Consider the following 24,263-nt stretch of genomic DNA (forward strand, 5'->3'; position numbering starts at 1 on the left):
GAAAAGTTCTCCTTTGAAGGCTTTTTGTAAGTAGAACTTTCCTATTCGTTATAATAATATGAAGGACTGGAGGAGAAATTGGGCCTATGGAAAAAGGACAATTTGCTCAACTTGCTATAAATACAATCAGCTTAAAAACTGATAATGTATATGAAGATATTTTTACGCTTCCAAGAGAAAGACGTGGATTTGCTTTTAATCAAAAGATTATGGTAACACCTGTTTTATTCTATCGAATTATTGGAATAGAGGATAAAAGTATCTACGAGGAAAAGCTTCTTGAGCTACATAAAAAATTAAAAGCGCTGGGCGATATTTATCTACGAATTGAAGAGGGACTGGATAAATTTATTGATCACGATTTCATTCAAAAGGTCAATGAATATTGGCGTCATATAGAGGCAATGAGTGTACCCATTCCTAAATTAATCGTAGAATCTACACTAAAGAGAGATTTAATTCCTTCAATCAATCCAGTGAAGGATCAACTGATTAAGGATAAGCTCTCCATATTGTTGGATATCTTTATGAGAAATCAGTCCAACATGAATATTGTTAAAAATTTTTATATAAAATTTTTATATTGGCTGAAGAAATATGCAATTAAGCTTTTAAGTGGGTATGAATATGGAAATACTAATCCAAAGGTTTTGTTTTATGGAGACATCCAAAGAGATGAAATTTATTTTCTAATATTTTTATCGCTTATTGGCTGTGATATCCTATATTTGCATACGAACGAAGGCAATAAATTTAGGGAAATTGAAAACATCAACGTATATTCCAATGTAATCGAATATCCCCATAGAGAATCCATAAAACCTTTTCCCAAGGAGCCAAAGGTAGTGAGAAGGGAAACTGTTGCCTATCGAGCTTCTCAGGAGATTGATCGTGTTCTCCATACGGATGAAAGCGGTGTCTATCGACCTTGGCAGTTTGAGGACTATAAAGTAGAAGCACGCACATTGAAAACCACTTATGACGAGCTCTTTATCCTCTGGAAGGAAGATGCTCGATTTAGAGAAGGCTTTAAGGCACAGGATGAGCGCATTTATATTCCAAATATATTTGCAAAGATCAGTGGAACTACAATGGACATCCAGGAGTATTGGGATAATTTTAATAAATTGATAGAAAAAGAAGAAAATACCATATTGGTTGAGAAAATTCCATTCAATAATAAACGTGGCTTTGCAGTGACTCAGGGTATATTAAATATGGAGGGGCAATTGAATCGAGAAAAGGTAAGGCATATTCCGGAGTACCGATTTGGCTACCTTAGAACTTCCGTACAGAATCTGGTTTTAGACAAGGTAGAAGAACTGATGGCTTCATTGGATATCTTTACTTTTCCTGTAACGAGGGATTTTAAAACGAAAATACTATACACGGTTCTAGGTCTAGACAAAAGATATTTAGATTTGCTTCAAAAATTCGACTATCCACTTCAAATACCAAAGCTGGTTATTTTTAGTGGAAATGAAGCGACCTTCAGTGAAGAAGATCTTATTGTGATTTCCTTTCTCCACCTTGTAGGGTTCGATATCGTAATCTTAACGCCAACGGGATATAATAATATCGAAAATGGTATAGATCCTTATTATTACGATATTCATAAATTGGAGAATTTTAAGTTTGACTTAAGGCCTGAAAAAAATAAGAGGGAAGAAAAAGAAAGTAAGCTGAAAAAAGGATTTCTATGGTTTTTTCAATAATGAACTATTTTAAATATGGGGGGATTTATAATGAATGAATTGAACGAAGGCTTTGAAATGAAAGAAGTGGATTTAGACAAAAAGGTAAACGAGGTTGCCTTAAGGGTAAGGACTTCACCAGAAGTGCAGAAGCTGGCAAATGAACTGGATATCAGAGATGCTCAGGATATTATGTCCTTTGGTCAAGAAACAGCCGTTGAAATTTCCAAATTCAGTGACCGAATCTTAGCATCCATCAGCAACTCCTCTGTGGAAGACAGCGGAAAGATGTTACAGCAGCTGAACTCTATCATGGGCAGATTCGATAAAAATGATTTTGAGGATAAAAAATCGGGATTCTTAGGCAAAATATTCAACAAGATGAAGGATGATATCAATAAATTATTAGATAAATATCAAACCATGGATAAAGAAATCTCAAAAGTTTATGTCGAAATTAAGAAATATGAAAGTGAAATTAATAATACGAATATAATGCTGGAGGAAATGTTTGAGCAAAATATTCAATATTATGAAAATCTGGAGAAGTACATTCAAGCTGGACATCTTGTAACGGAGAAAATGAGAAATGAGATCATCCCGCAATTGGAGGCAAGAGCAGCATCAGGTCAACAGCTGGATGCGATCAATCTTCAAAATGGATTGCAGGCCCTAGAAATGGTAGATCAAAGGATTTATGACCTTGAAATGGCAAAGATGGTTGCCCTTCAAACAGCCCCTCAAATTAAATTGATTCAAAGAGGAAACTATAATCTTTTACGTAAGATTGGTAGTGCATTTGTCGTAACAATTCCAGTATTTAAAACAGGTTTAATACAAGCCATTGCAATCAAAAGACAGAAGGTACAGGCAGATGCCATGAAGGCTTTAGATGATAGAACCAATGAAATGCTTATGAAGAACGCACAAAACATTGCCAATCAATCCATTGACATTGCCAAATTAACTTCTGGCTCCAGTATCAAAATCGATACCTTAGAGAAAACATTTGAAACGATCATCCGAGGGATTGAAGAGACAAAGCAAATAGAGCAGGAAAATAAGCACAATAGAGATGAAAGTAGACAAAAATTATTGCAGCTACAACAGAAATTAGAAAATAAGAGATAATGCCCAATATATCTTGACAAATTAAAGCAAAATCAATAAAATTAAATTAAGGTTTAAATATTTTAATTTTTAAATCTTAATTATTTAAAAATGTAAACTAAAATTTAATTATAATAAAAAGAAAGTAGGGATAATATGGCGATTAGTTTAAGTAAAGGACAAAAAGTAGATTTAACAAAGGGCAATCCAGGGCTATCTAAAGTTGTGGTAGGTCTTGGATGGGATACGAATAAATACGATGGTGGACACGCTTTTGACTTAGATGCAGCTGCGTTTCTATTGGGATCCAATGGAAAGGTAAGTGACGATAATGATTTTATCTTCTACAACAATTTAAAAGATAAATCAGGCTCGATTACACATTTAGGTGATAACCTAACTGGTGAAGGAGACGGCGATGATGAGCAAGTAAGAATTGAGTTAGCCAATGTACCTGCAAGTATTGAGCGTATTGCATTTACTGTAACGATTCACCATGCTGAGGAACGTGCGCAAAACTTTGGACAGGTATCCAATGCTTTTATCCGTGTATTTAAAGAAGACACTGGAGAAGAATTGATCCGATACGATCTAGGAGAGGACTTCAGCGTTGAGACGGCTTTAGTTGTAGGAGAACTATACCGCCACGGTGGGGAGTGGAAGTTTAGTGCAATTGGAAGTGGATTCCAAGGAGGATTGTATGCACTTTGTAGAAACTTTGGTGTAAATGTAGGATAATACGATACTTCTTGGAGGTGGTTTCATGAAATATGAGATTCTTTATGGGGAAGCGTTTCCAATTGTAAAGATCAATCTACAAAAAGGGGACCGAATTAAAGCAGAATCCGATGCCATGGTGTCCATGTCACCAACCATCGATTTAGAGGGGAAATTGGAAGGTGGACTTTTAAAGGGCTTAGGAAGAATGCTGGCTGGGGAGAAGTTCTTCTTTCAAACCTTAACTGCTAACCGAGGACCTGGGGAGGTACTCTTAGCATCCTCTGTTCCAGGTGGGACTGTGGATGTAGAATTAGATGGCAGCTACGGTTTATGCGTTCAAAAAGATGGATTTTTAGCAGCATCGGACTCTATATCTGTGGATACGCAAATGCAGAATCTAACGAGAGGCTTGTTCTCTGGAGAAGGATTCTTTATATTAAAAATAGGTGGAAGAGGGACTGTTTTCTTGAACTCCTATGGAGCGATTCATCCGATCAATTTGGAAGCCGGGGAAGAGGTTGTTATTGATAACAGCCATCTGGTAGCTTGGCCAGATTATATGCAGTACAATATTGAGAAGGCTTCTTCTGGCTGGATATCCAGTGTTACATCTGGAGAAAGCTTGGTATGTAGATTCAGAGGACCGGGTACTGTATTAATTCAGACAAGAAACCCGAGAGACTTTGGACAATGGGTAAGGCAGTTCATGCCCCCATCTAAATAGATCATTGGAGAGGAGGATTTTAAATGGCAATTAGTTTACAAAAAGGACAAAGGGTAGATCTAACAAAAGGAAATGCTGGTTTGTCAAAATTAATGATAGGGCTGGGCTGGGACCCTGTAGAGCAAAAAAAAGGAGGACTTTTTGGCGGTCTGCTAGGTGGAGCTAAGGCTGCAAATATTGATTGTGATGCTTCTGTTCTGATGCTGAGCGAAACTGATAAGCTTATGAATAAATCGAACCTAATATATTTTGGAAATCTAAGAAGTAGCTGCGGCAGTGTTGTTCATACTGGAGACAATTTAACTGGTGATGGGGACGGCGATGATGAACAAATTATCGTGGATCTTGGACGAATCCCTGCAAATATTCATAAGCTGTTATTCTTTGTAAATATATACGATGCAGTAAACCGCAGACAGGATTTCGGAATGATTCAAAATGCATTTATCCGTGTTGTAAATGGTTCAAACAACCAGGAAATGTTAAGATATAACCTATCTGAAAATTATGCAGGAAAAACAGCATTAATGGTTGCTGAAATATATCGACATGGTGGGGAATGGAAATTTGGCGCCATTGGAGAAGGCACCCATGATGGTTCCTTGGGAGAGGTTATAAAGCGATATTAAAATTTTATAGCATTTTTGGAGAAAGGAGCGTAATAGATGACAATTAATTTATCAAAAGGTCAAAGAATTGATCTTACAAAGACAAATCCTGGCCTAAAGAGAGCGATTATTGGTCTAGGCTGGGATACCAATAAATATTCCGGAGGATATGACTTCGACTTAGATGCTTCTGCTTTTTTAGTAGGTGCCAATGGAAAAGTAATCAATGAGAAAGATTTTGTTTTCTATAACAACCTTGAGGGCGCCAATGGTTCTGTAATCCATACGGGTGACAATAGAACTGGCGAAGGAGAAGGTGATGACGAGCAGTTAATCATGATATTTGACAAGGTTCCAGAGCATGTACATAAGGTAGCGATTACGGTTACCATACATGATGCTCTTCAAAGAGCTCAAAACTTTGGGCAAGTGTCCAATGCTTTTGTTCGCTTGGTAAATGAAGAGACCAACGAGGAAATATTACGATATGACTTAGGGGAGGAATTTTCCATAGAAACTGCTGTTGTGGTATGTGAAATATACCGACATGGTAGCGAATGGAAATTTAGTGCCGTCGGTAGTGGATTCCAAGGCGGCTTGGCTGCACTTTGTAAAAATTATGGATTAGAGGTTGGCTAGAAAAACAGGTCAGTAGGGTTCTATGTTCCTACTGACTTTTTGTTGATTCGATGCATACAGATTATATCATAAAGGAAAGTAGGGTTATCAGGTGAAATACTTCAATTACCTGTCGGATCAAGATAAAAAACAGCTTTTTTATAAGGAACCACAAAGCTTTACGAAGAGTGAACATAAAGATAAATTAGCATATTCCTTAGGTGCAACACTGTATATGCCAGGTATAAGAGATCGAATCGGTGAGGATATCGTTCATGGTCGAATCAAAGAGCTGATGTCGGTAATTATTTGCTTAGAGGATGCCATTGAAGATACCTTAGTAGACGTGGGCATAAAAAATGTAGTCTCTCAGCTCAATCAAATAGATGAAGCCGTACAAAAGGGTCATGTTAAAGCGGACAACCTTCCGCTGATTTTTATAAGAATAAGAAATTTAGACCAAATTAAGGGTCTGACTTCAGCTTTAGAGGAGAAAATTAAACTGCTCACTGGTTTTGTCATACCGAAGTTTTCGTATAGGAATGGGGACGCATATTTTCGAGAGATTGAGGCAATCAATCAAGCCTTTGGAACTTCCCTATACCTTATGCCAGTCATAGAAACGAAGGAGATTCTATATTTAGAAAGTAGAACACAGAATCTCATAAGATTAAAGGAATTATTTGATCAATATAAACATCTCATATTGAATCTTCGAATCGGTGCAACAGATTTTTCTAGCTTATTCGGTATCAGAAGGAATGTCAGCAACACCATTTATGATATCTCTGTTATTCGGGATTGTTTAACGGGAATTCTCAATACCTTTGGTAGACAGGAGGATGGTTATGTGATATCGGGTCCTGTATGGGAGTATTTCGCAAAGAATATGGGCGAGGAGGAATTGGAGCACAATCCATCCATTCGAGGCTTAATCAATGAAGGAAAGCTGGACAAGGAAAATGGATTCACCGGAAAGACTGTAATCCATCCGAGTCAGATTAAGCCCATTCAATCCCTGCAAGTCGTAACCTATGAAGAGTATATGGATGCTCTGGACATTGTAAATAGTGAAAAAGGGAATAACGGAGCAATTGGTAGCATATATAAGAACAAAATGAATGAGGTAAAGCCGCATTTAAATTGGGCAAGAAAAATAATAAAAAAATCAGAGATCTATGGGGTGTACAATGAAAACAAATGCTATAGAGACCTATTGGCAAGAAAATAATCGATACGAATACGAGATTCTGAATGATTTAAAAATAAAGATTGAGGTCACAAAAAACGATTACAACATTCCTTTACGTAATCTGTTTACCATGGCTGCAAGAAGGAATCCCAAACGAAGCTTTCTGTTTGTAAGTAAGGTGTTAGGAAAGCACATTCCAATTAATCCCCATACAGGATTACTTGCGAATCTACTGTTGGCCAATCGATATATGGAAGAATTTTACCATATACACCATAAGGAAGTTACGAAAAAATTAATCCGTGGATTCGTGGAAGAAGAGAATTGTCAGCAGGTTTATAAGGAAAAAATAAAAACACCCAATCGATTGCCTGAGCCTACGCTGTTTATTGGGTTTGCCGAAACTGCCACTGGTATTGGGCAGGGGGTATTTAGTGCCTTTACAGGGGAAGGATACTATACCCATACCACCAGAGAAATCGTCTTGGACTGCGACTTTAATGTTGAATTTGAAGAGGAACACTCCCATGCAAAGGATCACAATTGTTATGGGCTTAATCAGGATTTATTGGCATCGGATATGCCCATTGTGTTCATAGACGACGAACTTACGACGGGAAAAACAATATTGAATATCATTCAGGCATTACATGGAAAGTATCCTCGTAAAAGGTATGCCGTACTGTCTATTTTAGACTGGCGTGGTTCGGAAGACCGGGCGAAGTTTCAGAGGATTGAAAAGGAGCTGGATATATCTATTAAGGTTATTTCCTTGGTTTCTGGGAGTTTCCAAATCAGTGGAAGCATCCCCATGGCACCGACAGAGCATAATCAAGAGGTCGCTGTCTGCAGGGAAGAGTATCCCAGTGCTGTGGAATATATGATGCTGGATGATTATTTTGATGAACCTTTACAGCACATTTTAATGGATGAAAATCAGAATAAAAAAATAGTAAATTGCCTAAAGGAAACAGGAAGGTTTGGGATATCCTGTGATGATCAAAATCAGATTGATAGAAAAATAAAGGAAATCGGTGCGCTGCTTCAAACAAAAAGGACTAGTGAAAAAACCCTATGCCTCGGAACGGAAGAGCTCATTTATCTTCCGATGCTCATTGCAGCTCACATGGGCGACGGTGTAAAATATCATGCCACAACCAGAAGTCCGATCCATCCAGTGGATAAGGAAGAATACGGTGCTCGAAATGGGTTTGTATTTAAAAGTCCAGGAGAATTAGGTGCCACCAATTATATCTACAATATTCCACGGGATTACTATGATGATTTGTTTTTAATTTTAGAGCGGGAAGCTTCCCCAGAACAGCTAGAATCTATCTTAGATATGTTAAAGACACTGGGTATTCCCAAAATCTTTATTGTCTTTTGTTTATCCCAGGAGAAAGAAGGCTTTACGGGGAGCTACAAGAAGGAAGACGTTATTTTTCTGCTGAAGGATGTTAGCCAGTTTATAGAAGAAACAGATACAGAGGATAAGGAAGAAGCAATCCAAGGAGGCACTCATTATTCTGAAATGCTTCCTGTAGAATATAACCCGACGGAAAGCTATATTCGATTATTTCATGAATCTCTGGAGGAATCTGCTCAAAAAATCGCTGTGGCTGTAGCTGTAGTTTCTGAAAAAATTATTAAAAATAGAGGAAAGAATATTGTATTGGTTTCTTTGGCTAGAGCTGGAACGCCTATCGGGATCTTGGTAAAGCGATATTTAGAAGAAAAATACCATATGAAGGTTCCTCATTACAGCGTATCCATCATCAGGGGAAAGGGCATCGATGAAAATGCAATTGCTTACATTTTGCAGCACCATCCCGGTAAAGATCTTCAGTTTGTAGATGGCTGGACTGGAAAAGGTGCCATTACAGAAGTTTTAATGGAATCCTGTAAAAATATGAATCAAAGATGGGGGACCCATTTAAGTTCGGATTTGGCTGTATTGGCAGATCCCGGACATTGTAGTGCCACCTTTGGTACAAGGGAAGACTTTTTAATTGCCAGTGCCTGCTTAAATTCTACGGTTTCTGGATTGATCAGCAGAACAGTACACCGTGAAGATTTAATTGGACCCAAGGATTTCCATGGGGTGAAGTTTTATAAGGAACTGCAAGGAGCAGATGTCTCTAATTTATTTGTCGATCGAATAGCAGCAGAGTTTTCAAAGGTAGAAGAAGAGGTAAAGACAACGTTACAGCACCATGAAGGTATTGCTAATAAAATCACATGGCAAGGTTTAGAGGACATCAGGAGGATACAGAAGGATTTTGCCATAGAGGATATCAACCTAATCAAACCGGGAATCGGAGAAACCACTCGAGTGCTTCTGCGAAGAGTCCCTTGGAAGATACTTGTACGAGACTATGATAATCCTAACTTAAGGCATATATTGCTTTTAGCGAAGGATAGAAATGTTGAAGTTGAGGTATATCCACAGATGACTTATGGATGCTGTGGATTGATCAAACCTTTTCATTTATAAAATAATACAATATTTAGAAAGTTGTGGATAATACGGAAGAAAAATAAATTTTGATAGAGGTGTGGGATGAATTTATTAGAAATACAAAATCTATCAGGGGGTTATGATAAGGTAAAAATACTGCATGGCTTGTCTTTTCAAATAAAGGCAGGAGAAATTCTAGGGCTGATTGGGCCCAATGGTGCAGGTAAAACCACGATCATTAAAAGTATTCTAGGAATCTTACCGCCTATGGATGGAGAAATAAAAATGCTTCAGTATAATATCAAAGAGGATTCTTTGGAATTTAAGAAACGAATCGCCTATATTCCAGAGGTGCCACTGCTCTACGATGAGATGACACTTCTAGAGCATTTAGAATTTGTCGCCATGTCCCATGGCATCCATCGAAAGGTTTTTGAAGAAAGAATCCATAAGCTTTTAGAAATATTTAGACTCAGTAATAAACTGCACCACTTCCCCAATTCTTTTTCCAAGGGGATGAAGCAGAAGGTGATGATTTTATGTGCATTTTTGTATGATCCTTCAGTTTATATTGTCGATGAGCCCTTTGTGGGGCTAGATCCAAAAGCCACAAAGGACTTTATCGATCTGATAAAGCGAAAGCGGGAAGAAAATAAAGGAATTTTAATGTGTACCCATGTACTGGATACGGCGGAGAAGATCTGCGATCGATTTATTCTGATCAGCTCGGGGCAAATCGAAGCTACAGGAACCCTAGAGGAATTAAGGGAATATGCTGGGATGAAGGAAGGCAGTCTAGGGGATATTTATGACCGATTGGTGCGTGACGGAGAATGAGCCCAATTTGGATGGTGTGGAAAAAGCGGATTTTGTATTTATCAAAGCTTTATTATAAGTTTATATCATTTCAGGTGGACGGTGTTATTTTAATCTATACCCTGGGATTAGTCGGCGCGTTAGGATTTTCCTTTAAAGAAATTTTAGTTGAAATTTTCTCTAGAATTGCCACAGGAACTATGGTTCTAGTGCCGCAGATGCTACTCCTTCTAATCTTACTATCTGGAAATTTGAGTGGATACTTAAAAATGGCAGATCAAGTGTTTTTATCGCCCCTCAATGTGGATGGAAAAAGCTTTCTGAAATATTCCCATAGGCTCAGCAGTGGCATTCACTTATTGACATGGTTTTTTCTCTGGAGCTTGATATATCTTTATTATAGATTCCACTTTGGGACATCCATTGGAACCTACCTCCTTGTTCTCATAGGGGGAGCAGCTATAAGATGGTCCATCTTAAACTTTAAATTTGCTCTATGGAATAACCAAGGAAAATGGAGGAGAAGAATTTATAAAACAATATTCTATGGCATCGCATCCAATATTATTGGATATACCCTAAAGGTACTGATGAAAGCTAACGTACCAATAAAGGTTGGAGTCTTTTATCTTGTTTTATTGGGGATCATTTTTGTGATATCCTACTTTATAAAAAAATATACTTTAATCGATTGGGATCGATTAATCAGCGAGGAGACTAATAAGAGAGTACAGAACTTCACCTTTTTGTTGAGACAGCCTTATAACGAAAAGAAAAGCACTAGAATCAAGACCGTATCTATTTTTAGTGGATCTAAGATGCTACCATTTAATGAAAAAGGCGCTTTGCTGCTGTTGTATTTTAAAACCCTACAGAGGGGGAAGGGAAACCTAACCTTATTGCTACAAATATACTTTTTTACTTTGGGAGGCATGGCCTTTGGGGATCGGGTAATTGATGCAAGTACCGTAGCAGAAGGTAGTTTATTTATGGCAGTGGGCTTTATCTTTGTATCCTATTTAGTGGGTGCCTTTCTATTTTCCTTATGGATCAACTTAAAAGAGGATACTTGGTTTCGAATTTATCCTTACTCTAGAAGGGTTAAAATTAGTGCGATTAAACTAGGACCTACCCTTGTTTTAATCCTATTTCTGCTACTGACCTATATCCCTATCAGCCTCATTGGTGGTTCGATCCTGCATCCAATTCTAGATTTAATGGGACTCGGCATCCTCAGCTTAATTATTATGGAGATTCAAGGCTATGTCATTGGAGCGAAACTGAACATCTATTAAAAAATCTATGGAGACAGATTCCTACTTTAGAAAATGATAAATTTCATTTTTGAAAGTAGCAATATGTCTCTTTTAATTTTATTTTGAGCACTTGAAATTCTAATTTTATTTTTTCTATTGACATATTTCCGTATATACTGTATATATATTATATATACAGTATATACGGAGGATTGAAAATGAGAATAATTATTCAGAATGGATCAGGTCAACCAATCTATGAGCAAATTACCAGTCAGATCAAAGGCTTAATATTAAGTGGAGAGCTAGTGGATGGGGAGCAGCTACCATCCATAAGGAGTTTGGCAAAGGATCTGCAAATCAGTGTGATTACGACGAAACGTGCCTACGAAGAGCTAGAAAGAGAAGGATTCATCGAAACTGCTGCTGGAAGAGGTTCTTTTGTAGCAGCTCAGGACAAAGATTTAATGAAAGAAAAAAAGTTACAGATCATAGAGGAAAAATTGCAGGGTGCTGTTGCAGAGAGCAAGCAATTGGGATTGACCTTGGAAGAATTACAGGAAATACTGACAATACTTTATAGTGAGGTGGAATAAATCATGAGCGCTTTATTAGAGCTAAAAAATGTAGGGAAAAAATACAAGGAGTTTGAATTGAAAGATATCAGCTTTCAGTTAGAAAAGGGCTATATCATGGGATTTATAGGGCCTAATGGTGCGGGAAAGAGCACGACCATCAAGCTGATGATGAATCTTTTGAAAAAGGATCAGGGAGAAATTAAGATTTTCGGTATGGATTACAGAGAGAAGGAATCTGAAATAAAGCAAAGAATTGGCTTTGTCTATGATGAAAATTATTTCTATGAAGAATTGAGCATGATAGAGATGAAGAAAATCATTGCGCCCTTCTATAATAACTGGGATGAAAAGGCATTTCAAAGGTATGTAGAGGATTTCAATCTCTCCCCAAAGCAAAAAATAAAAGAGCTTTCCAAGGGGATGAAGATGAAATATTCATTGGCGCTGGCATTGTCCCACAATGCGGATTTAATTATAATGGATGAGCCTACATCTGGATTAGACCCGATTATTCGAAATGAGCTTTTAGACATATTATATACCATCATTCAGGACGAGGAAAAAGGAATTTTATTTTCCACCCATAATACATCGGATTTAGATAAAATAGCGGACTATATTACCTTTATAAATAATGGAGAAATGGTGTTTAGCAGACCGAAGGATGAGATTCTGGAGCAATACAAAATCATCAAAGGTGGAAAAGAAATTTTAAATGCCAGTACAAGAGAAAAGCTTGTGGGAATCAAAGAACACGGTGTGGGGTTTGAAGCTTTAACAAGGAGCAGCGACGTATTGAGAAAGGAATTTGGCAATCGAATTGTCATCGAAGAACCTTGCCTAGAAGATATTATGTTGTATACAGTGAGGGGGCGTCAACGTGTTTAATTTAATCAGAAAGGAATTTATGATTCAAAAAAAATACCTGTGGTACTATGTATTTTATGGGATTTTCATGCTATTGGTTTTTTCAGTATCATCCAATGAATCTTCTAAAAGCGCTTATATTTTAGCCGGTGTCAGTGTAGTGTATATGTTTATTCAATATTCCTGTGCCATAGAGGACAAGAATAATAGTGAGAAGGTGTTCAACAGTTTACCGATTTCTAGAGAAGCGATTGTTCTTTCTAAATACGCAGCGGTAATGGTATTTGCAATCCTTGATATTGTACTATTGAGTGCCATTAGCTATATTGTTGCAAGGACCGGATTTATGGGGATCCAGGCTATTGGTATTATTGATGTGATTACGATTCTTTTTACAATCTCAATATTAACAGGTGCATATCTGCCCATCTATTTTAAGTTTGGGTATATCAAAGCAAAAATATTAAACATCGTCTTATTTTTAGGGTTTTTCTCAGCATCCATGCTGGTCGGACAATTGTTAAAGCATTTTAAAGGAAGTAAAATCTTGTATAGTACCTCCGAGGGTGCTTTGGGACACTGGCTTACGATTTTAGGGGATCAAGGCGTTTTAATGGCTTTACTATGTATTGGTTTGTTGGTGATGGCAATATCCTCTTTCATATCGGTAGCATTTTATAGAAATCGAGAGTTCAGTTAATAGTGTATCGATACAAATTTACATTAAATTTCTGAAAAATACAGACTTTACATGTAATATATCCCATGTTATAATAAAAGTGTAACGATAGAGCGATACATTTTGAATAATGGAGGATATGTTATGGAGAATAAAAATTTAGGCTTTAACAAAATACACGACTTGACCATGCTCGGTCTTCTAACTGCATTGGTGGCTGTATCTACAATGATCATAAAGGTTCCAGTAATCTCTACGGAGGGCTATATCCATTTAGGAGATAGCATGATTTTCTTAGCTGCCCTTCTATTTGGAAGGAAAAAGGGCGCCATTGCTGCTGGTGTAGGCTCTGCTTTAGCAGATTTACTTCTAGGATACACCCATTGGATTATACCAACGTTGATTATCAAATATATCATGGGGTACGGTGCTGGATTGATTGCAGATAATGAAAGTGATTCTTTACTTAACTTTAGAAATGTTTCAGCCTTAGTCTTTGGTGCCAGCTGGATGGTATTTGGATACTTCGTCGCTGGTGGTATTATGAAGGGAAGCTTTTTAGTTTCAGCAACCAGTATACCTGCCAATTTAATTCAAGGCTTCGGTGGCGCTCTAATCTTTATCCCCATCGGTATGGCACTGAAAAAAACCAAATATTTTTCTCAATACGTATTAAAATAAAAATTTTAAAAGATGGTTTACTTTTTAGAAGAAAGTGAATCTTATAAAGTATAGAACAAAATAGGTTCTATACTTTTTTTTATGACCTAACCCAATTTATTCGACTGAAAGGAGAAATAAATTGATGGTAGGTCAAACGCAACGAATGCCAATTTTATCGACCAGAGGAAGAATAAAATTGTGCAATGAGACTGCGAAATAACCCAATTTATTCGACTGAAAGGAGAAATAAATTGATGGTAGGTCAAACGCAACGAATGCCAATTTTGCACGACTGGAGAGCGTGCACAAATTTCAGCTGTGAGACTGCTAAACTATAAAATAAAATATAGATTCAATTGACACAATATATATAAAAAGTTAAAATAAAACTTGTTCGTATACTCTCACAAGTTTTATGGCGCACTTTAACTTCGAGTGCTTAAAATAAAACTTGTTCATTGATACTGATAGGTTTTGCATCTTACTTAATTTCAGGTGCTTAAAATAAAATATATGGAATTTAAAGAAAAAGAAGATAGAGAAGAGGAAAGAATATGGCGGATAAGTCGTTTTTAAATGAGGTTAATCGAAGAAGAACCTTTGCAATTATTTCCCATCCAGACGCTGGGAAAACAACCTTAACTGAGAAATTATTGCTTTACGGAGGTGCCATTCGTTTGGCGGGATCTGTAAAGGCAAGAAGAGCCCAGAAACATGCAGTATCGGACTGGATGGAAATAGAGAAGCAGAGAGGAATTTCAGTTACCTCCAGTGTGCTTCAGTTTGAATATAATAATTACTGTGTGAATATATTGGATACACCTGGTCACCAAGACTTCAGTGAGGATACATATCGTACATTGATGGCGGCAGATAGTGCAGTCATGGTTATTGACTGTGCAAAAGGTGTGGAGCCCCAGACGAAAAAGCTATTTGAAGTATGTAGAATGAGAGGAATTCCTATTTTTACATTTATCAACAAGCTGGATCGTGCAGGGAAACATCCATTTGAGCTAATGGAGGAGATTGAAAAGGTATTGGGCATTCAATCCTATCCAATGAACTGGCCCATCGGTACAGATGGAGATTTTAAAGGTGTTTTTGATAGACAAAAACATCAGATTGAAGTTTTTCACGAGAAAAACCATGGCCAGAGTATTGTAGAGTCCACCGTTAGTGACGTAAGTGACCCTGCTTTTAAAGACTTACTTGGAGAGAGCTATCATAATCAATTAATGGAAGAAATTGAGCTTCTAGATATGGCTGGGGATGACTATGATTTAAATAAAATATTAAAGGGAGAGTTAACGCCTGTGTTCTTTGGTAGTGCTATGACTACCTTTGGTGTAAAACCATTTTTAGAGTATTTTCTAAGCACCACCAATCCTCCTTCTGGTAGAATGAGTAATCATGGTGAAATTAGTCCTGAAAATGATAATTTCACAGGCTTTGTATTTAAAATTCAAGCCAATATGAACCCTGCCCATAGAGACCGAATTGCCTTTATTCGTATTTGCTCTGGTGAGTTCGAAAAGGGCATGGAAGTGAACCATGTTCGTGTAAATAAGAAGGTAAGACTATCACAGCCACAACAATTTTTAGCCCAGGATAGAGTTGTTGTAGAAAAGGCTTATCCAGGAGATATCATCGGTGTTCACGACCCGGGCATATTTAATATTGGAGATACCTTATGTCAAGATGGTTCTAAGACGGAATATGAAGGTATTCCGATGTTTGCCTCCGAGCATTTCGCAAAGGTCTATGCAAAGGATTCCATGAAGAGAAAACAATTTTTAAAAGGAGTTACTCAGCTTGCTGAAGAAGGAGCCATTCAAGTATATCGACAGCTATATATTGGAACAGAAGAATTGATCATCGGTGTCGTTGGTGTACTTCAGTTTGAGGTTCTAGAGTTTAGACTTCAAAATGAATACGGTGTAGAAATTAAAATGCAGCAGCTACCCTATAAGCATGTTCGTTGGGTAGAGATGAAGGACTTTGATCCAGATACATTTAAAACTACAACGGATACACTGATTGTAGAAGATGACAATGAGAAGCCAGTGTTATTGTTCCAAAATGAATGGTCGATTCAGAGGGTTGCAGAGCGGAACCCAGATGCAGTATTAAAAGAAATATCAGTTCATTAGAATACTTTATCATAGGATGCGGAATTAGATTTTGCATCCTATTTAATTTATTTCAGCATTTAATATTTTAAATAGAGTTTAAAATTGAGTGCGCCATAAAGTTTGTGAGCCTAAGCGAACAAATTTTATTTTTGAGTTTAGATTCATTAATTTTGGTAATATAATCTATAATGACGTAAAAATAGGAGGGATGATATGAAAGCTTTATTCACACATAATTTAGGGGAAGAAAACTTTGATAAAATCAGAGCGCTGGGATATGAAGTTGTTGAAATGAGAGAAAACGAAGCAGTATACAATGAGGATATAGCGGACGTTGAAGTTTTATTATGCTATCACCCATTCGATACTTTAGATATTAGTAAAATGAAAAACCTAAAATGGATACAGCTTTTCAGCGCAGGTGTAAACCAAGTACCTGCTGATGTGGTGCTGAATAACAATATAACGCTGACAAACAACCGAGGTGGCTACAGTATCCCTATGGGCGAGTGGATCGTGCTTAAAACGCTAGAACTATACAAAAAGAGTGCGGAACTGTATTCCTACCAAAAAGAAAAGAAATGGCATATGAACAGTAGACTTTTAGAGTTATACGGTAGGACCATTACCTTTATTGGTACTGGAAGTATTGCCAAGGAAGGTGCGAAACGATTCCAAGGCTTTGGCACTACGGTCATCGGTATCAACACAAAAGGGAATGAAACGGAGTACTTCAACAAATGCTATCCGATTGACCAATTGGATGAAGTATTGACTTATAGCGATGTCGTAGTTTTAACCCTGCCTTATACGGATCAGACTCACCATTTGATTAACAAAGAAAGATTAGAAAAGATGAAAAAAGATGCAGCGATTATTAACGTATCTAGGGGAAGTATCATCAATGAAGAGCATCTGATAGCGCATTTAAAGCAAGGAAATTTATTGGGTGCTGCATTGGACGTTTTTGAAACAGAGCCTTTGTCGGTGGAAAGCCCTCTATGGGAGATGGACAATGTCATTGTAACCGCTCATAATTCATGGATGTCTGAAATGAGAGATCAAAGAAGATTCTATACAGCCTTTGAAAATATGAGAAGGTATGCAAAGGGTGAGGAACTGATGAATGTCATTAATCTAAAAAGAGGATATTAATAGAAAGCAAGGATCGAGATATGTATATAAAAAATAAATTTATATTAAACAGTGATTTTGAAGTTAGAGAATTGAGAGAAGAAGACGAAAATGGCGATGTAGATCTGTTTATTCCAATAGAGTATCGGACCGTAAATCTGCACCTGCCTTTTATTGACCCTAATAAAATGTCTAGGATTCAACTATCCGAAGTGAAAAGTATCATCTTAAGATTCAATACAATGGAAAATAATAATAAATGCAGTGTCCATTTTTTAAAGAATATAGACCTTCTGTCACATTTACTTAATTTCGAGCTGGATTATTCAGATTATGAGATCGTCATTAAGCAAGAAGAATATAGTGTTTCTTTCAAACTTATAGAAAAGTAATTGTTAAGAGTTTGTAAATTAATAACAGCTGAAATAGATAACAAATTCTTGATAAAGTATAGTATAATATATAAGGAATGTTAAGGGCACTAAAGAGTTTTTCTAAAATTAATTTATGTGGAATAGAAGGGGGCCCAAGATGTGAAGGATCAAAACAACATAATGGTTTGTGTAACAAAGCAAAAAACTTGCGAAAGGCTAATTCAATCTGGGGTTAGAATTAAAGAAAAGAAGGGCGGAAATCTTTTCGTTGTTCATGTAGCACCTACAGGATGGAACTTTTTAGGAAACTCTAGAGAGGGAGAGGCTTTGGACTATCTATTTGAAATCTCTAAGTCTGTTGGCGCCGACATGACGGTATTACGATCATCGGAGGTAGTAAAAACCATCACCGATTTTTGTGAAACACACGATATTACAGATATTGTATTGGGAGAATCACCTGAATCTTCAAATGATAATAGTGACAACAATATTATCTTGAAGTTAACAAAAAAGCTAAAGAAAGACGTTGAAATTAAAATTGTTTCAACTCAATAGATCGCATTTTAAACGATAGAGATTTCTATATTTATAGAAATCTCTATCGTATTTCATCATATAGATTATTTTTAAAAAATTAATAACGGGGAGAAGAGATTATGAATACCAATCAGCTTCAATATAGAACATATTCTCAGTATTTAATCGATAAGTATGGCGAAAAGGTGTACAAGCTACCGGTGAATTTGCCACTGACATGCCCCAATCGAGATGGCAGCCTGGGAAAAGGTGGCTGTACATTTTGTGTTGAAGGTGGCACGGTATTTGAAAGCTTATCCAATGAGTTTCCAGTAAGAGAGCAATTAACGAGAACGAGGGAGCATATCCGAAAAAAGTATAAGGCCAATAAATATATTGCTTATTTTCAAAATTTCTCCAATACCTATATGCCCTTAGAGGATTTTAAAAGGTATATCGAGGAAGCTGTAATGGATGAAATCGTAGAAATTGCTATTTCTACAAGGCCGGACTGCATCAGAGAAGAATATTTAGAATTTTTAAGTGATTTAAGAGAAAGAACAGGATTAAATATATCCATAGAGCTTGGGCTTCAAAGTGTAAATTATCATAGCTTAAAGAAAATAAATAGAGGACATACTTTGGGGGAGTATTTGGATGCTGTCCTAAGTATTAAAAAATACGGATTTAGCATTTGTACCCACCTAATTCTGAACTTGCCTTGGGACAATATGGACGATGTCATTGAAAATGCTAAAATTATGTCCGCACTTAAAATGGATCAGATTAAGCTCCATGCTCTTTACATCATGGAAAATACAATCATGGGAGAGCAATATAAAAGGGGAGAAATCGAGATCGCTTCCGTAGAAGAGTATAAGGAAAGAGTGATTACATTCTTAGAGCATTTATCTCCCGATGTCGTTGTACAGCGTATTATTGGGCGGGCACCGAAGGCCAATAGTCTATTCGTCAATTGGAATATGAGTTGGTGGAAGATTCGTGATGAAATCCATGAAGAAATGGCTCGAGATGGAAGGTACCAAGGGAAAAAAGTGGACTATCTCAATGGTAAAGCATTAAGAAATCTAATATAGGGAAAAAGGCAAAACTTATAATGAGTTTTGCCTTTTTTTATGACCTAACCCAATTTACGGGACGAAAGGAGCAATAAATTGATGGTAGGTCAAACGCAACGAATGCCAATTTTATCGACTGGAAGGAGAATAAAATTGTGCAATGAGACTGCGAAGATATTAAATACAAGGAGCACCTATCTAAGAAAGGTTTATGCGACGGCAATTCAGACGAATTAAATTTCTGATATTGTGTAAACATAGTACAGTGAACCTATATAGAAATTTTAGTGCTTTAGGGTGTCTTTTTAGAGATTGTTAATTAAATGTAAATCATATATGAGAAACTTTTTTGAAAAAGTATGTTATAATAGATAATAATGATATATAATTAATATGAAAATACGGACTAGGAGGATATTCATGAAAACAAAAATTGGAATTAATGGTTTTGGAAGAATTGGAAAGGCTGTATTAAAAGCTTCATTAGAAAATAATTTTGATGTTGAAGTGGTAGCGATTAACAGTACAAGCGGACCAGAAAAACATGCACATATATTTAAATACGACTCCCTATACGGCATAATGAAAGAAGATATTAGAGCTACTGAGGATGCTCTTTATATTGGCGACAAAAAAATTCAATTTACTGCTTTTCGTGATCCAGCAGAAATTCCTTGGGGAGAAATGGGCGTAGATATTGTTATTGAAGCTACTGGGATTTTCTTAACAAAGGAAGATGCTTCTAAGCACTTACAAGGTGGTGCAAAGAAGGTTATCATTTCTGCACCTGCTAAATCAGGAGAAGATTTAACTATTGTCATGGGTGTAAACGAGAGCCAATATGATCCAAAAGCACACCATATTGTATCCAATGCTTCCTGTACAACAAACTGTTTAGCGCCAGTTGCTAAGGTGTTAGAAGACAACTTTGGCATTAAGAGCGGCTTAATGACAACAGTTCATGCTTATACCAACGACCAAAGAATATTAGACCTACCTCATAAGGATTTGAGAAGAGCTAGAGCGGCCGCAGAATCCATTATACCTACAACAACCGGTGCTGCTAAAGCTGTGGCTAAAGTTATTCCATCCCTAGCTGGAAAATTAAATGGTATGGCCATGAGAGTTCCTGTGCCAGTTGTATCTGTGGTGGATTTAGTAGTTGAACTAAATCAAGAAACTACAGCGGAAGAAGTAAATCAAAAACTGAGAGAAGCTGCAGAAGGCCCAATGAAGGGAATCTTAGGATATACGGATGAACCATTGGTATCTGTTGATTTTAAGAAAGATTCCAGATCCTCCATCGTTGATGGTTTATCTACAATGATGGTTGGAGAGAAAATGTTAAAGGTAGTTTCATGGTACGATAATGAGTGGGGATATTCTAGCAGAATCGTTGATTTAGCTGAATATATGGCTAAAAAGGGCTTATAAAATCGAAGAGATAAAAAATATAGACCTTTCAATTGAAAGGTCTATATTTTTTTCCATTTTTATTTTAGGCACTTGAAATTGAACATAGAGCTTTAAATTCAGTGCAACTTAAAGCTTTTTAGTAGGAACCAGCAAATTTTATTTTTTAATAAATAGGATAAATTTAGAAATGATGATATAATATATAATGGATAAAATAATGCTATAGAAATTATTGGGAATTAAGTTGGCGGGGTGGTATTATGCAGCAACAAATAGACTGGAAGAAATTATTAATTCCATATGACAATGCAGTGGAAGAGCTTAAAGTTAAATTTAAGGGAATCCGTAGGGAATTGAGAAGTATTGGAGAATATTCCCCAATTGAGTTCGTTACAGGTAGGGTGAAGAAGGTTTCAAGCATATTGGAGAAGGCTGAAAAATTAGATGTTGCCATTGAAGATGTAGAAGATGGTATTGAAGATATCGCAGGGATTCGAATCATGTGCCAATTTGTTGAAGATATCTACACTGTTGTGGACTATATTCGAGAGCGTGATGGATATGACCTAGATATTGTCTATGAAAAGGACTATATTGATAATTTTAAGCCCAGTGGATATCGAAGCTACCATATCGTTATCCGATACCCAATTCAAACCGCAATGGGGCCTAAGAAAATATTGGCAGAAATTCAAATTAGAACTTTAGCGATGAACTTTTGGGGGACCATAGAACATTCCTTGAAATATAAATATAAGCATAATATACCGGAGCATGTGACTGAGCGGTTAATCAAAGCGGCAGACGCGGCATTTCGATTAGATCAAGAGATGTCCCAAATCAGGCATGAGATCCGTCAAGCACAGAAATTATTTGAGATACGCTCCAATACAGTATCCGATATTTTAGGAGATATCTATTCCCTATATTCTGCAGGTAGAATCGCTGAGGCAACAGGGCTTCAAGAGAAGTTTACCGAAATATGGAATAAGGGAGATATTAGTGAACTTAAAAGTTTTTCTAAAGAAGTGGATCGAATTATCGAGCATATAGAAGATGAAATATAGAGATTTGTAATAAGAAATAGGTGATAAAGTGGCAATTTTTGCGATAGGAGATTTGCATTTAAGTGGATATTCTAATAAACCAATGGATATATTTGGAGAGCATTGGACAGAACATGACAAGAAAATAATGGAGAGCTGGCAGAAGAATGTAAAAGATGAGGATGCTGTTTTGATTCCAGGGGATATATCTTGGGCCATGACTTTGGAAGATGCAAAGATAGATTTGAATTGGATTGCAGATCTACCTGGCCAAAAATATTTGATTCGAGGGAATCACGATTATTGGTGGGGCTCTTTAACTAAATTAAATTCGTTATTTGACTCCATGCATTTTATACAGAACAACTTTTTTACTTATAATCAATATGCGATTTGTGGGACAAGAGGTTGGAACTGTCCGAATCATTATAAGTTTACAGAACATGATGGGAAAATCTTTACAAGAGAAGTCAACCGATTAGAATTATCGCTGAAGGCTGCAAAAGAAAAAGGCTATGAAGATATTATTGTGATGCTTCATTATCCTCCAACAAATGATAAATTGGAACCATCTCTATTTACAGAGATGTTAGAAAAATATAAGGTAAAGCAGGTTGTATACGGACATTTGCATGGAGAAACATCATATGATGCAGGGCTAAAGGGAGAATATAATGGCGTTTATTATAACCTGGTATCCTGCGATTATGCTGGTTTCCACATGGTAAGAATCGTATAAAACAAGGCAGCTACTTCAGTAGCTGCCTTGTTTTATACCTATAAAGCTGTATTGTTGGATCCAAGAACGTTTTTGATTTTATGGCGTACCATTTCTTTGATGGCAGTTCTTCCAGCACCTAGATACTTTCTAGGGTCGAAGTTGGAAGGATTGTCTACGATGTCTTTACGAATTGCTGCAGTCATAGCAAGACGTAGGTCTGTATCAATATTTACCTTACATACACCGAGTCCAGCTGCTCTGCGGATCATTTCTTCTGGAACACCTTGAGCGCCTGGGATATTTCCACCGTATTGATTACATAATTCTACGAATTCAGGTAAAACTGTAGATGCACCATGTAGTACAAGAGGGAAGTTCGGTAATAATGCCTGAATTTGCTTTAGTCTTTCAAAATCTAAAGAAGGCTCTCCTTTGAATTTATAAGCACCATGACTTGTACCGATTGCAATGGCTAATGAATCCACTCCTGTTTTTTGTACAAACTCGGCAGCCTGCTCTGGAACTGTATAGCTCGCATCCTTTTCACTTACATTAACAGCATCCTCTACACCGGCTAATCTTCCAAGCTCAGCCTCTACAACCACACCCTTGCTATGGGCGTATTCTACTACTTTTCTAGTAATTGCAATATTTTCTTCAAATGGATGGTGGGAGGCATCGATCATAACAGAAGTAAATCCATCATCGATACATTGCTTACAGATTTCAAAATCTTCTCCGTGATCCAGGTGTAATACGATCGGCAGGTTTGAATCTTCAACGGCAGCTTCAACCAGCTTCTTTAAATAGATGGGGTTTGCATACTTTCGAGCGCCAGCAGAAACCTGAAGGATTAAAGGTGATTTTTCTTCCTTAGCTGCATCAACAATCCCTTGAATGATCTCCATGTTATTCACATTAAACGCACCAATGGCATAATTGCCAGCGTATGCTCTTTTAAAAATCTCTGTACTTGTAACTAAAGGCATAGTAATTCCTCCTAATAAATTTACTATAAATCATATGTACATTTGTTTTAATTCTATCATAGGCAAATTGCAACGTCAATTCACATTGAAGCCAGAACAATTGGTATGGAAAGGATGCCTAGTATAGTGTATACTTTTTAAAAGAAATATATTATGGCAATAAGTAATTTATATTGTAATTTACCACTATTATTTTTATAGGAAATGAAGTAAAATATTGAGGTATAATTGTTAATATTATGTTAAGATAAGAGAAAGGAGCTATGAAAATTGAGACTTATAAGTTTTCGATAGGAATAAGTAATGGATAGGAGGGATACAATGAAGGTTAAATCACATATACCGAATATATTTACTTTGTTTAATTTATCATTAGGGGTATTATCGATTATTAATATATTGGCAGAAAACTATTATGTTGCGGCATTATTTATTTTATTAGCAGCTTTAACCGACCGTTTTGACGGGTCACTGGCACGAAGATTCGATGTGGAAAGTGATCTAGGGAAGGAACTGGACTCTTTATGTGACTTAATATCCTTTGGTGTTGCACCTGCAATTTTGGTGTGGGCCAATCATCTAATTGGTTATGGCATCATTGGGATGATTATAACAGTTCTATTTCCAGTTGCAGGAGCTTACCGCTTAGCGAGATATAACGTTACTGAATTCGCAGGGGTTTATATTGGTATACCGATTACAATTGCTGGTGGCATTGTAGCTTTAGCAAATTTGTACTCAATCAACTATAATGTAAATATTTATTTCTTCATATTCATTATGGTATTTCTTTCTTATGCCATGGTGAGTCAAAAAATTAGATTGAAGAAAAGATAAAATGATCCTAAAGGGATCATTTTTTCAATAGGA

Annotated in this window: 24 protein-coding genes; 23 read left to right on the forward strand and 1 reads right to left on the reverse strand. The window is 36.7% G+C overall.

Features of this window, described 5'->3' with window-relative positions:
• The first annotated feature begins 86 nt into the window (after positions 1-86).
• From CLOS_RS03630 to CLOS_RS03735, 22 genes are all read left to right on the forward strand, one after another.
• Positions 87-1,715, forward strand: a complete 1,629-nt coding sequence (locus tag CLOS_RS03630; protein ID WP_012158570.1) for a YceG family protein — start codon at positions 87-89, stop codon at positions 1,713-1,715.
• Between the two features lie 30 nt (positions 1,716-1,745).
• On the forward strand, positions 1,746-2,825 hold the full coding sequence (locus tag CLOS_RS03635; RefSeq protein WP_012158571.1) for a toxic anion resistance protein: 1,080 nt from the start codon (positions 1,746-1,748) through the stop codon (positions 2,823-2,825).
• Between the two features lie 135 nt (positions 2,826-2,960).
• A complete protein-coding gene (locus CLOS_RS03640; protein ID WP_012158572.1) occupies positions 2,961-3,542 on the forward strand; it encodes a TerD family protein in 582 nt (193 codons plus the stop codon).
• Positions 3,543-3,567: 25 nt separating this feature from the next.
• Complete coding sequence (locus CLOS_RS03645; RefSeq protein WP_012158573.1) at positions 3,568-4,248, forward strand: TIGR00266 family protein; 681 nt, start codon at positions 3,568-3,570, stop codon at positions 4,246-4,248.
• 23 nt (positions 4,249-4,271) lie between these two features.
• On the forward strand, positions 4,272-4,877 hold the full coding sequence (locus tag CLOS_RS03650) for a TerD family protein (RefSeq protein WP_012158574.1): 606 nt from the start codon (positions 4,272-4,274) through the stop codon (positions 4,875-4,877).
• 36 nt (positions 4,878-4,913) lie between these two features.
• Positions 4,914-5,495, forward strand: a complete 582-nt coding sequence (locus CLOS_RS03655; RefSeq protein WP_012158575.1) for a TerD family protein — start codon at positions 4,914-4,916, stop codon at positions 5,493-5,495.
• Between the two features lie 91 nt (positions 5,496-5,586).
• Entirely contained in the window at positions 5,587-6,705 is a 1,119-nt protein-coding gene (locus CLOS_RS03660) for an HpcH/HpaI aldolase/citrate lyase family protein (protein ID WP_012158576.1), read from the forward strand.
• Positions 6,665-9,160: a phosphoribosyltransferase gene (locus CLOS_RS15515; protein ID WP_012158577.1), complete on the forward strand. Its 2,496-nt coding sequence runs from the start codon at positions 6,665-6,667 to the stop codon at positions 9,158-9,160. The genes CLOS_RS03660 and CLOS_RS15515 overlap by 41 nt, the downstream gene beginning before the upstream one ends.
• A 66-nt stretch (positions 9,161-9,226) precedes the next feature.
• Positions 9,227-9,961: an ABC transporter ATP-binding protein gene (locus CLOS_RS03670; RefSeq protein ID WP_012158578.1), complete on the forward strand. Its 735-nt coding sequence runs from the start codon at positions 9,227-9,229 to the stop codon at positions 9,959-9,961.
• Positions 9,958-11,235, forward strand: coding sequence for an ABC transporter permease (locus tag CLOS_RS03675; RefSeq protein WP_012158579.1), 1,278 nt, complete (start codon positions 9,958-9,960; stop codon positions 11,233-11,235). The genes CLOS_RS03670 and CLOS_RS03675 overlap by 4 nt, the downstream gene beginning before the upstream one ends.
• A 179-nt stretch (positions 11,236-11,414) precedes the next feature.
• Complete coding sequence (locus tag CLOS_RS03680) at positions 11,415-11,792, forward strand: GntR family transcriptional regulator (protein ID WP_012158580.1); 378 nt, start codon at positions 11,415-11,417, stop codon at positions 11,790-11,792.
• A 3-nt stretch (positions 11,793-11,795) separates the two neighbouring features.
• Entirely contained in the window at positions 11,796-12,662 is an 867-nt protein-coding gene (locus CLOS_RS03685) for an ABC transporter ATP-binding protein (protein WP_012158581.1), read from the forward strand.
• Positions 12,655-13,341, forward strand: a complete 687-nt coding sequence (locus CLOS_RS03690; RefSeq protein ID WP_041718960.1) for an ABC-2 transporter permease — start codon at positions 12,655-12,657, stop codon at positions 13,339-13,341. The genes CLOS_RS03685 and CLOS_RS03690 overlap by 8 nt, the downstream gene beginning before the upstream one ends.
• A gap of 123 nt (positions 13,342-13,464) precedes the next feature.
• Complete coding sequence (locus CLOS_RS03695) at positions 13,465-14,001, forward strand: ECF transporter S component (protein WP_012158583.1); 537 nt, start codon at positions 13,465-13,467, stop codon at positions 13,999-14,001.
• 536 nt (positions 14,002-14,537) lie between these two features.
• On the forward strand, positions 14,538-16,133 hold the full coding sequence (locus tag CLOS_RS03700) for a peptide chain release factor 3 (RefSeq protein ID WP_012158584.1): 1,596 nt from the start codon (positions 14,538-14,540) through the stop codon (positions 16,131-16,133).
• Positions 16,134-16,328: 195 nt separating this feature from the next.
• Entirely contained in the window at positions 16,329-17,270 is a 942-nt protein-coding gene (locus CLOS_RS03705) for a phosphoglycerate dehydrogenase (protein ID WP_012158585.1), read from the forward strand.
• 20 nt (positions 17,271-17,290) lie between these two features.
• Complete coding sequence (locus tag CLOS_RS03710; protein ID WP_012158586.1) at positions 17,291-17,641, forward strand: hypothetical protein; 351 nt, start codon at positions 17,291-17,293, stop codon at positions 17,639-17,641.
• Between the two features lie 141 nt (positions 17,642-17,782).
• Positions 17,783-18,181, forward strand: a complete 399-nt coding sequence (locus CLOS_RS03715) for an adenine nucleotide alpha hydrolase family protein (protein WP_012158587.1) — start codon at positions 17,783-17,785, stop codon at positions 18,179-18,181.
• Between the two features lie 101 nt (positions 18,182-18,282).
• Positions 18,283-19,239 (forward strand): TIGR01212 family radical SAM protein, encoded by a 957-nt coding sequence (locus tag CLOS_RS03720; RefSeq protein WP_012158588.1) that lies wholly within the window; start codon positions 18,283-18,285, stop codon positions 19,237-19,239.
• Between the two features lie 402 nt (positions 19,240-19,641).
• Positions 19,642-20,655, forward strand: coding sequence for a type I glyceraldehyde-3-phosphate dehydrogenase (gap, locus tag CLOS_RS03725; protein WP_012158589.1), 1,014 nt, complete (start codon positions 19,642-19,644; stop codon positions 20,653-20,655).
• A 242-nt stretch (positions 20,656-20,897) separates the two neighbouring features.
• Entirely contained in the window at positions 20,898-21,704 is an 807-nt protein-coding gene (locus CLOS_RS03730; protein ID WP_012158590.1) for a GTP pyrophosphokinase, read from the forward strand.
• 28 nt (positions 21,705-21,732) lie between these two features.
• Positions 21,733-22,422 carry a metallophosphoesterase gene (locus tag CLOS_RS03735; protein ID WP_012158591.1) on the forward strand — a complete coding sequence of 230 codons (690 nt, stop codon included), beginning with the start codon at positions 21,733-21,735 and terminating at the stop codon, positions 22,420-22,422.
• Positions 22,423-22,460: 38 nt separating this feature from the next.
• On the opposite strand, the gene fba is transcribed toward CLOS_RS03735, so the two are convergent.
• Positions 22,461-23,393, reverse strand: coding sequence for a class II fructose-1,6-bisphosphate aldolase (fba, locus tag CLOS_RS03740; RefSeq protein ID WP_012158592.1), 933 nt, complete (start codon positions 23,391-23,393; stop codon positions 22,461-22,463).
• 321 nt (positions 23,394-23,714) lie between these two features.
• Here fba and pssA point away from each other — a divergent pair, with 321 nt between their 5' ends.
• On the forward strand, positions 23,715-24,230 hold the full coding sequence (gene pssA / locus CLOS_RS03745; protein WP_012158593.1) for a CDP-diacylglycerol--serine O-phosphatidyltransferase: 516 nt from the start codon (positions 23,715-23,717) through the stop codon (positions 24,228-24,230).
• Positions 24,231-24,263: the final 33 nt, after the last annotated feature.

This window comes from Alkaliphilus oremlandii OhILAs (genome assembly GCF_000018325.1).
Lineage (GTDB): Bacteria > Bacillota > Clostridia > Peptostreptococcales > Natronincolaceae > Alkaliphilus_B > Alkaliphilus_B oremlandii.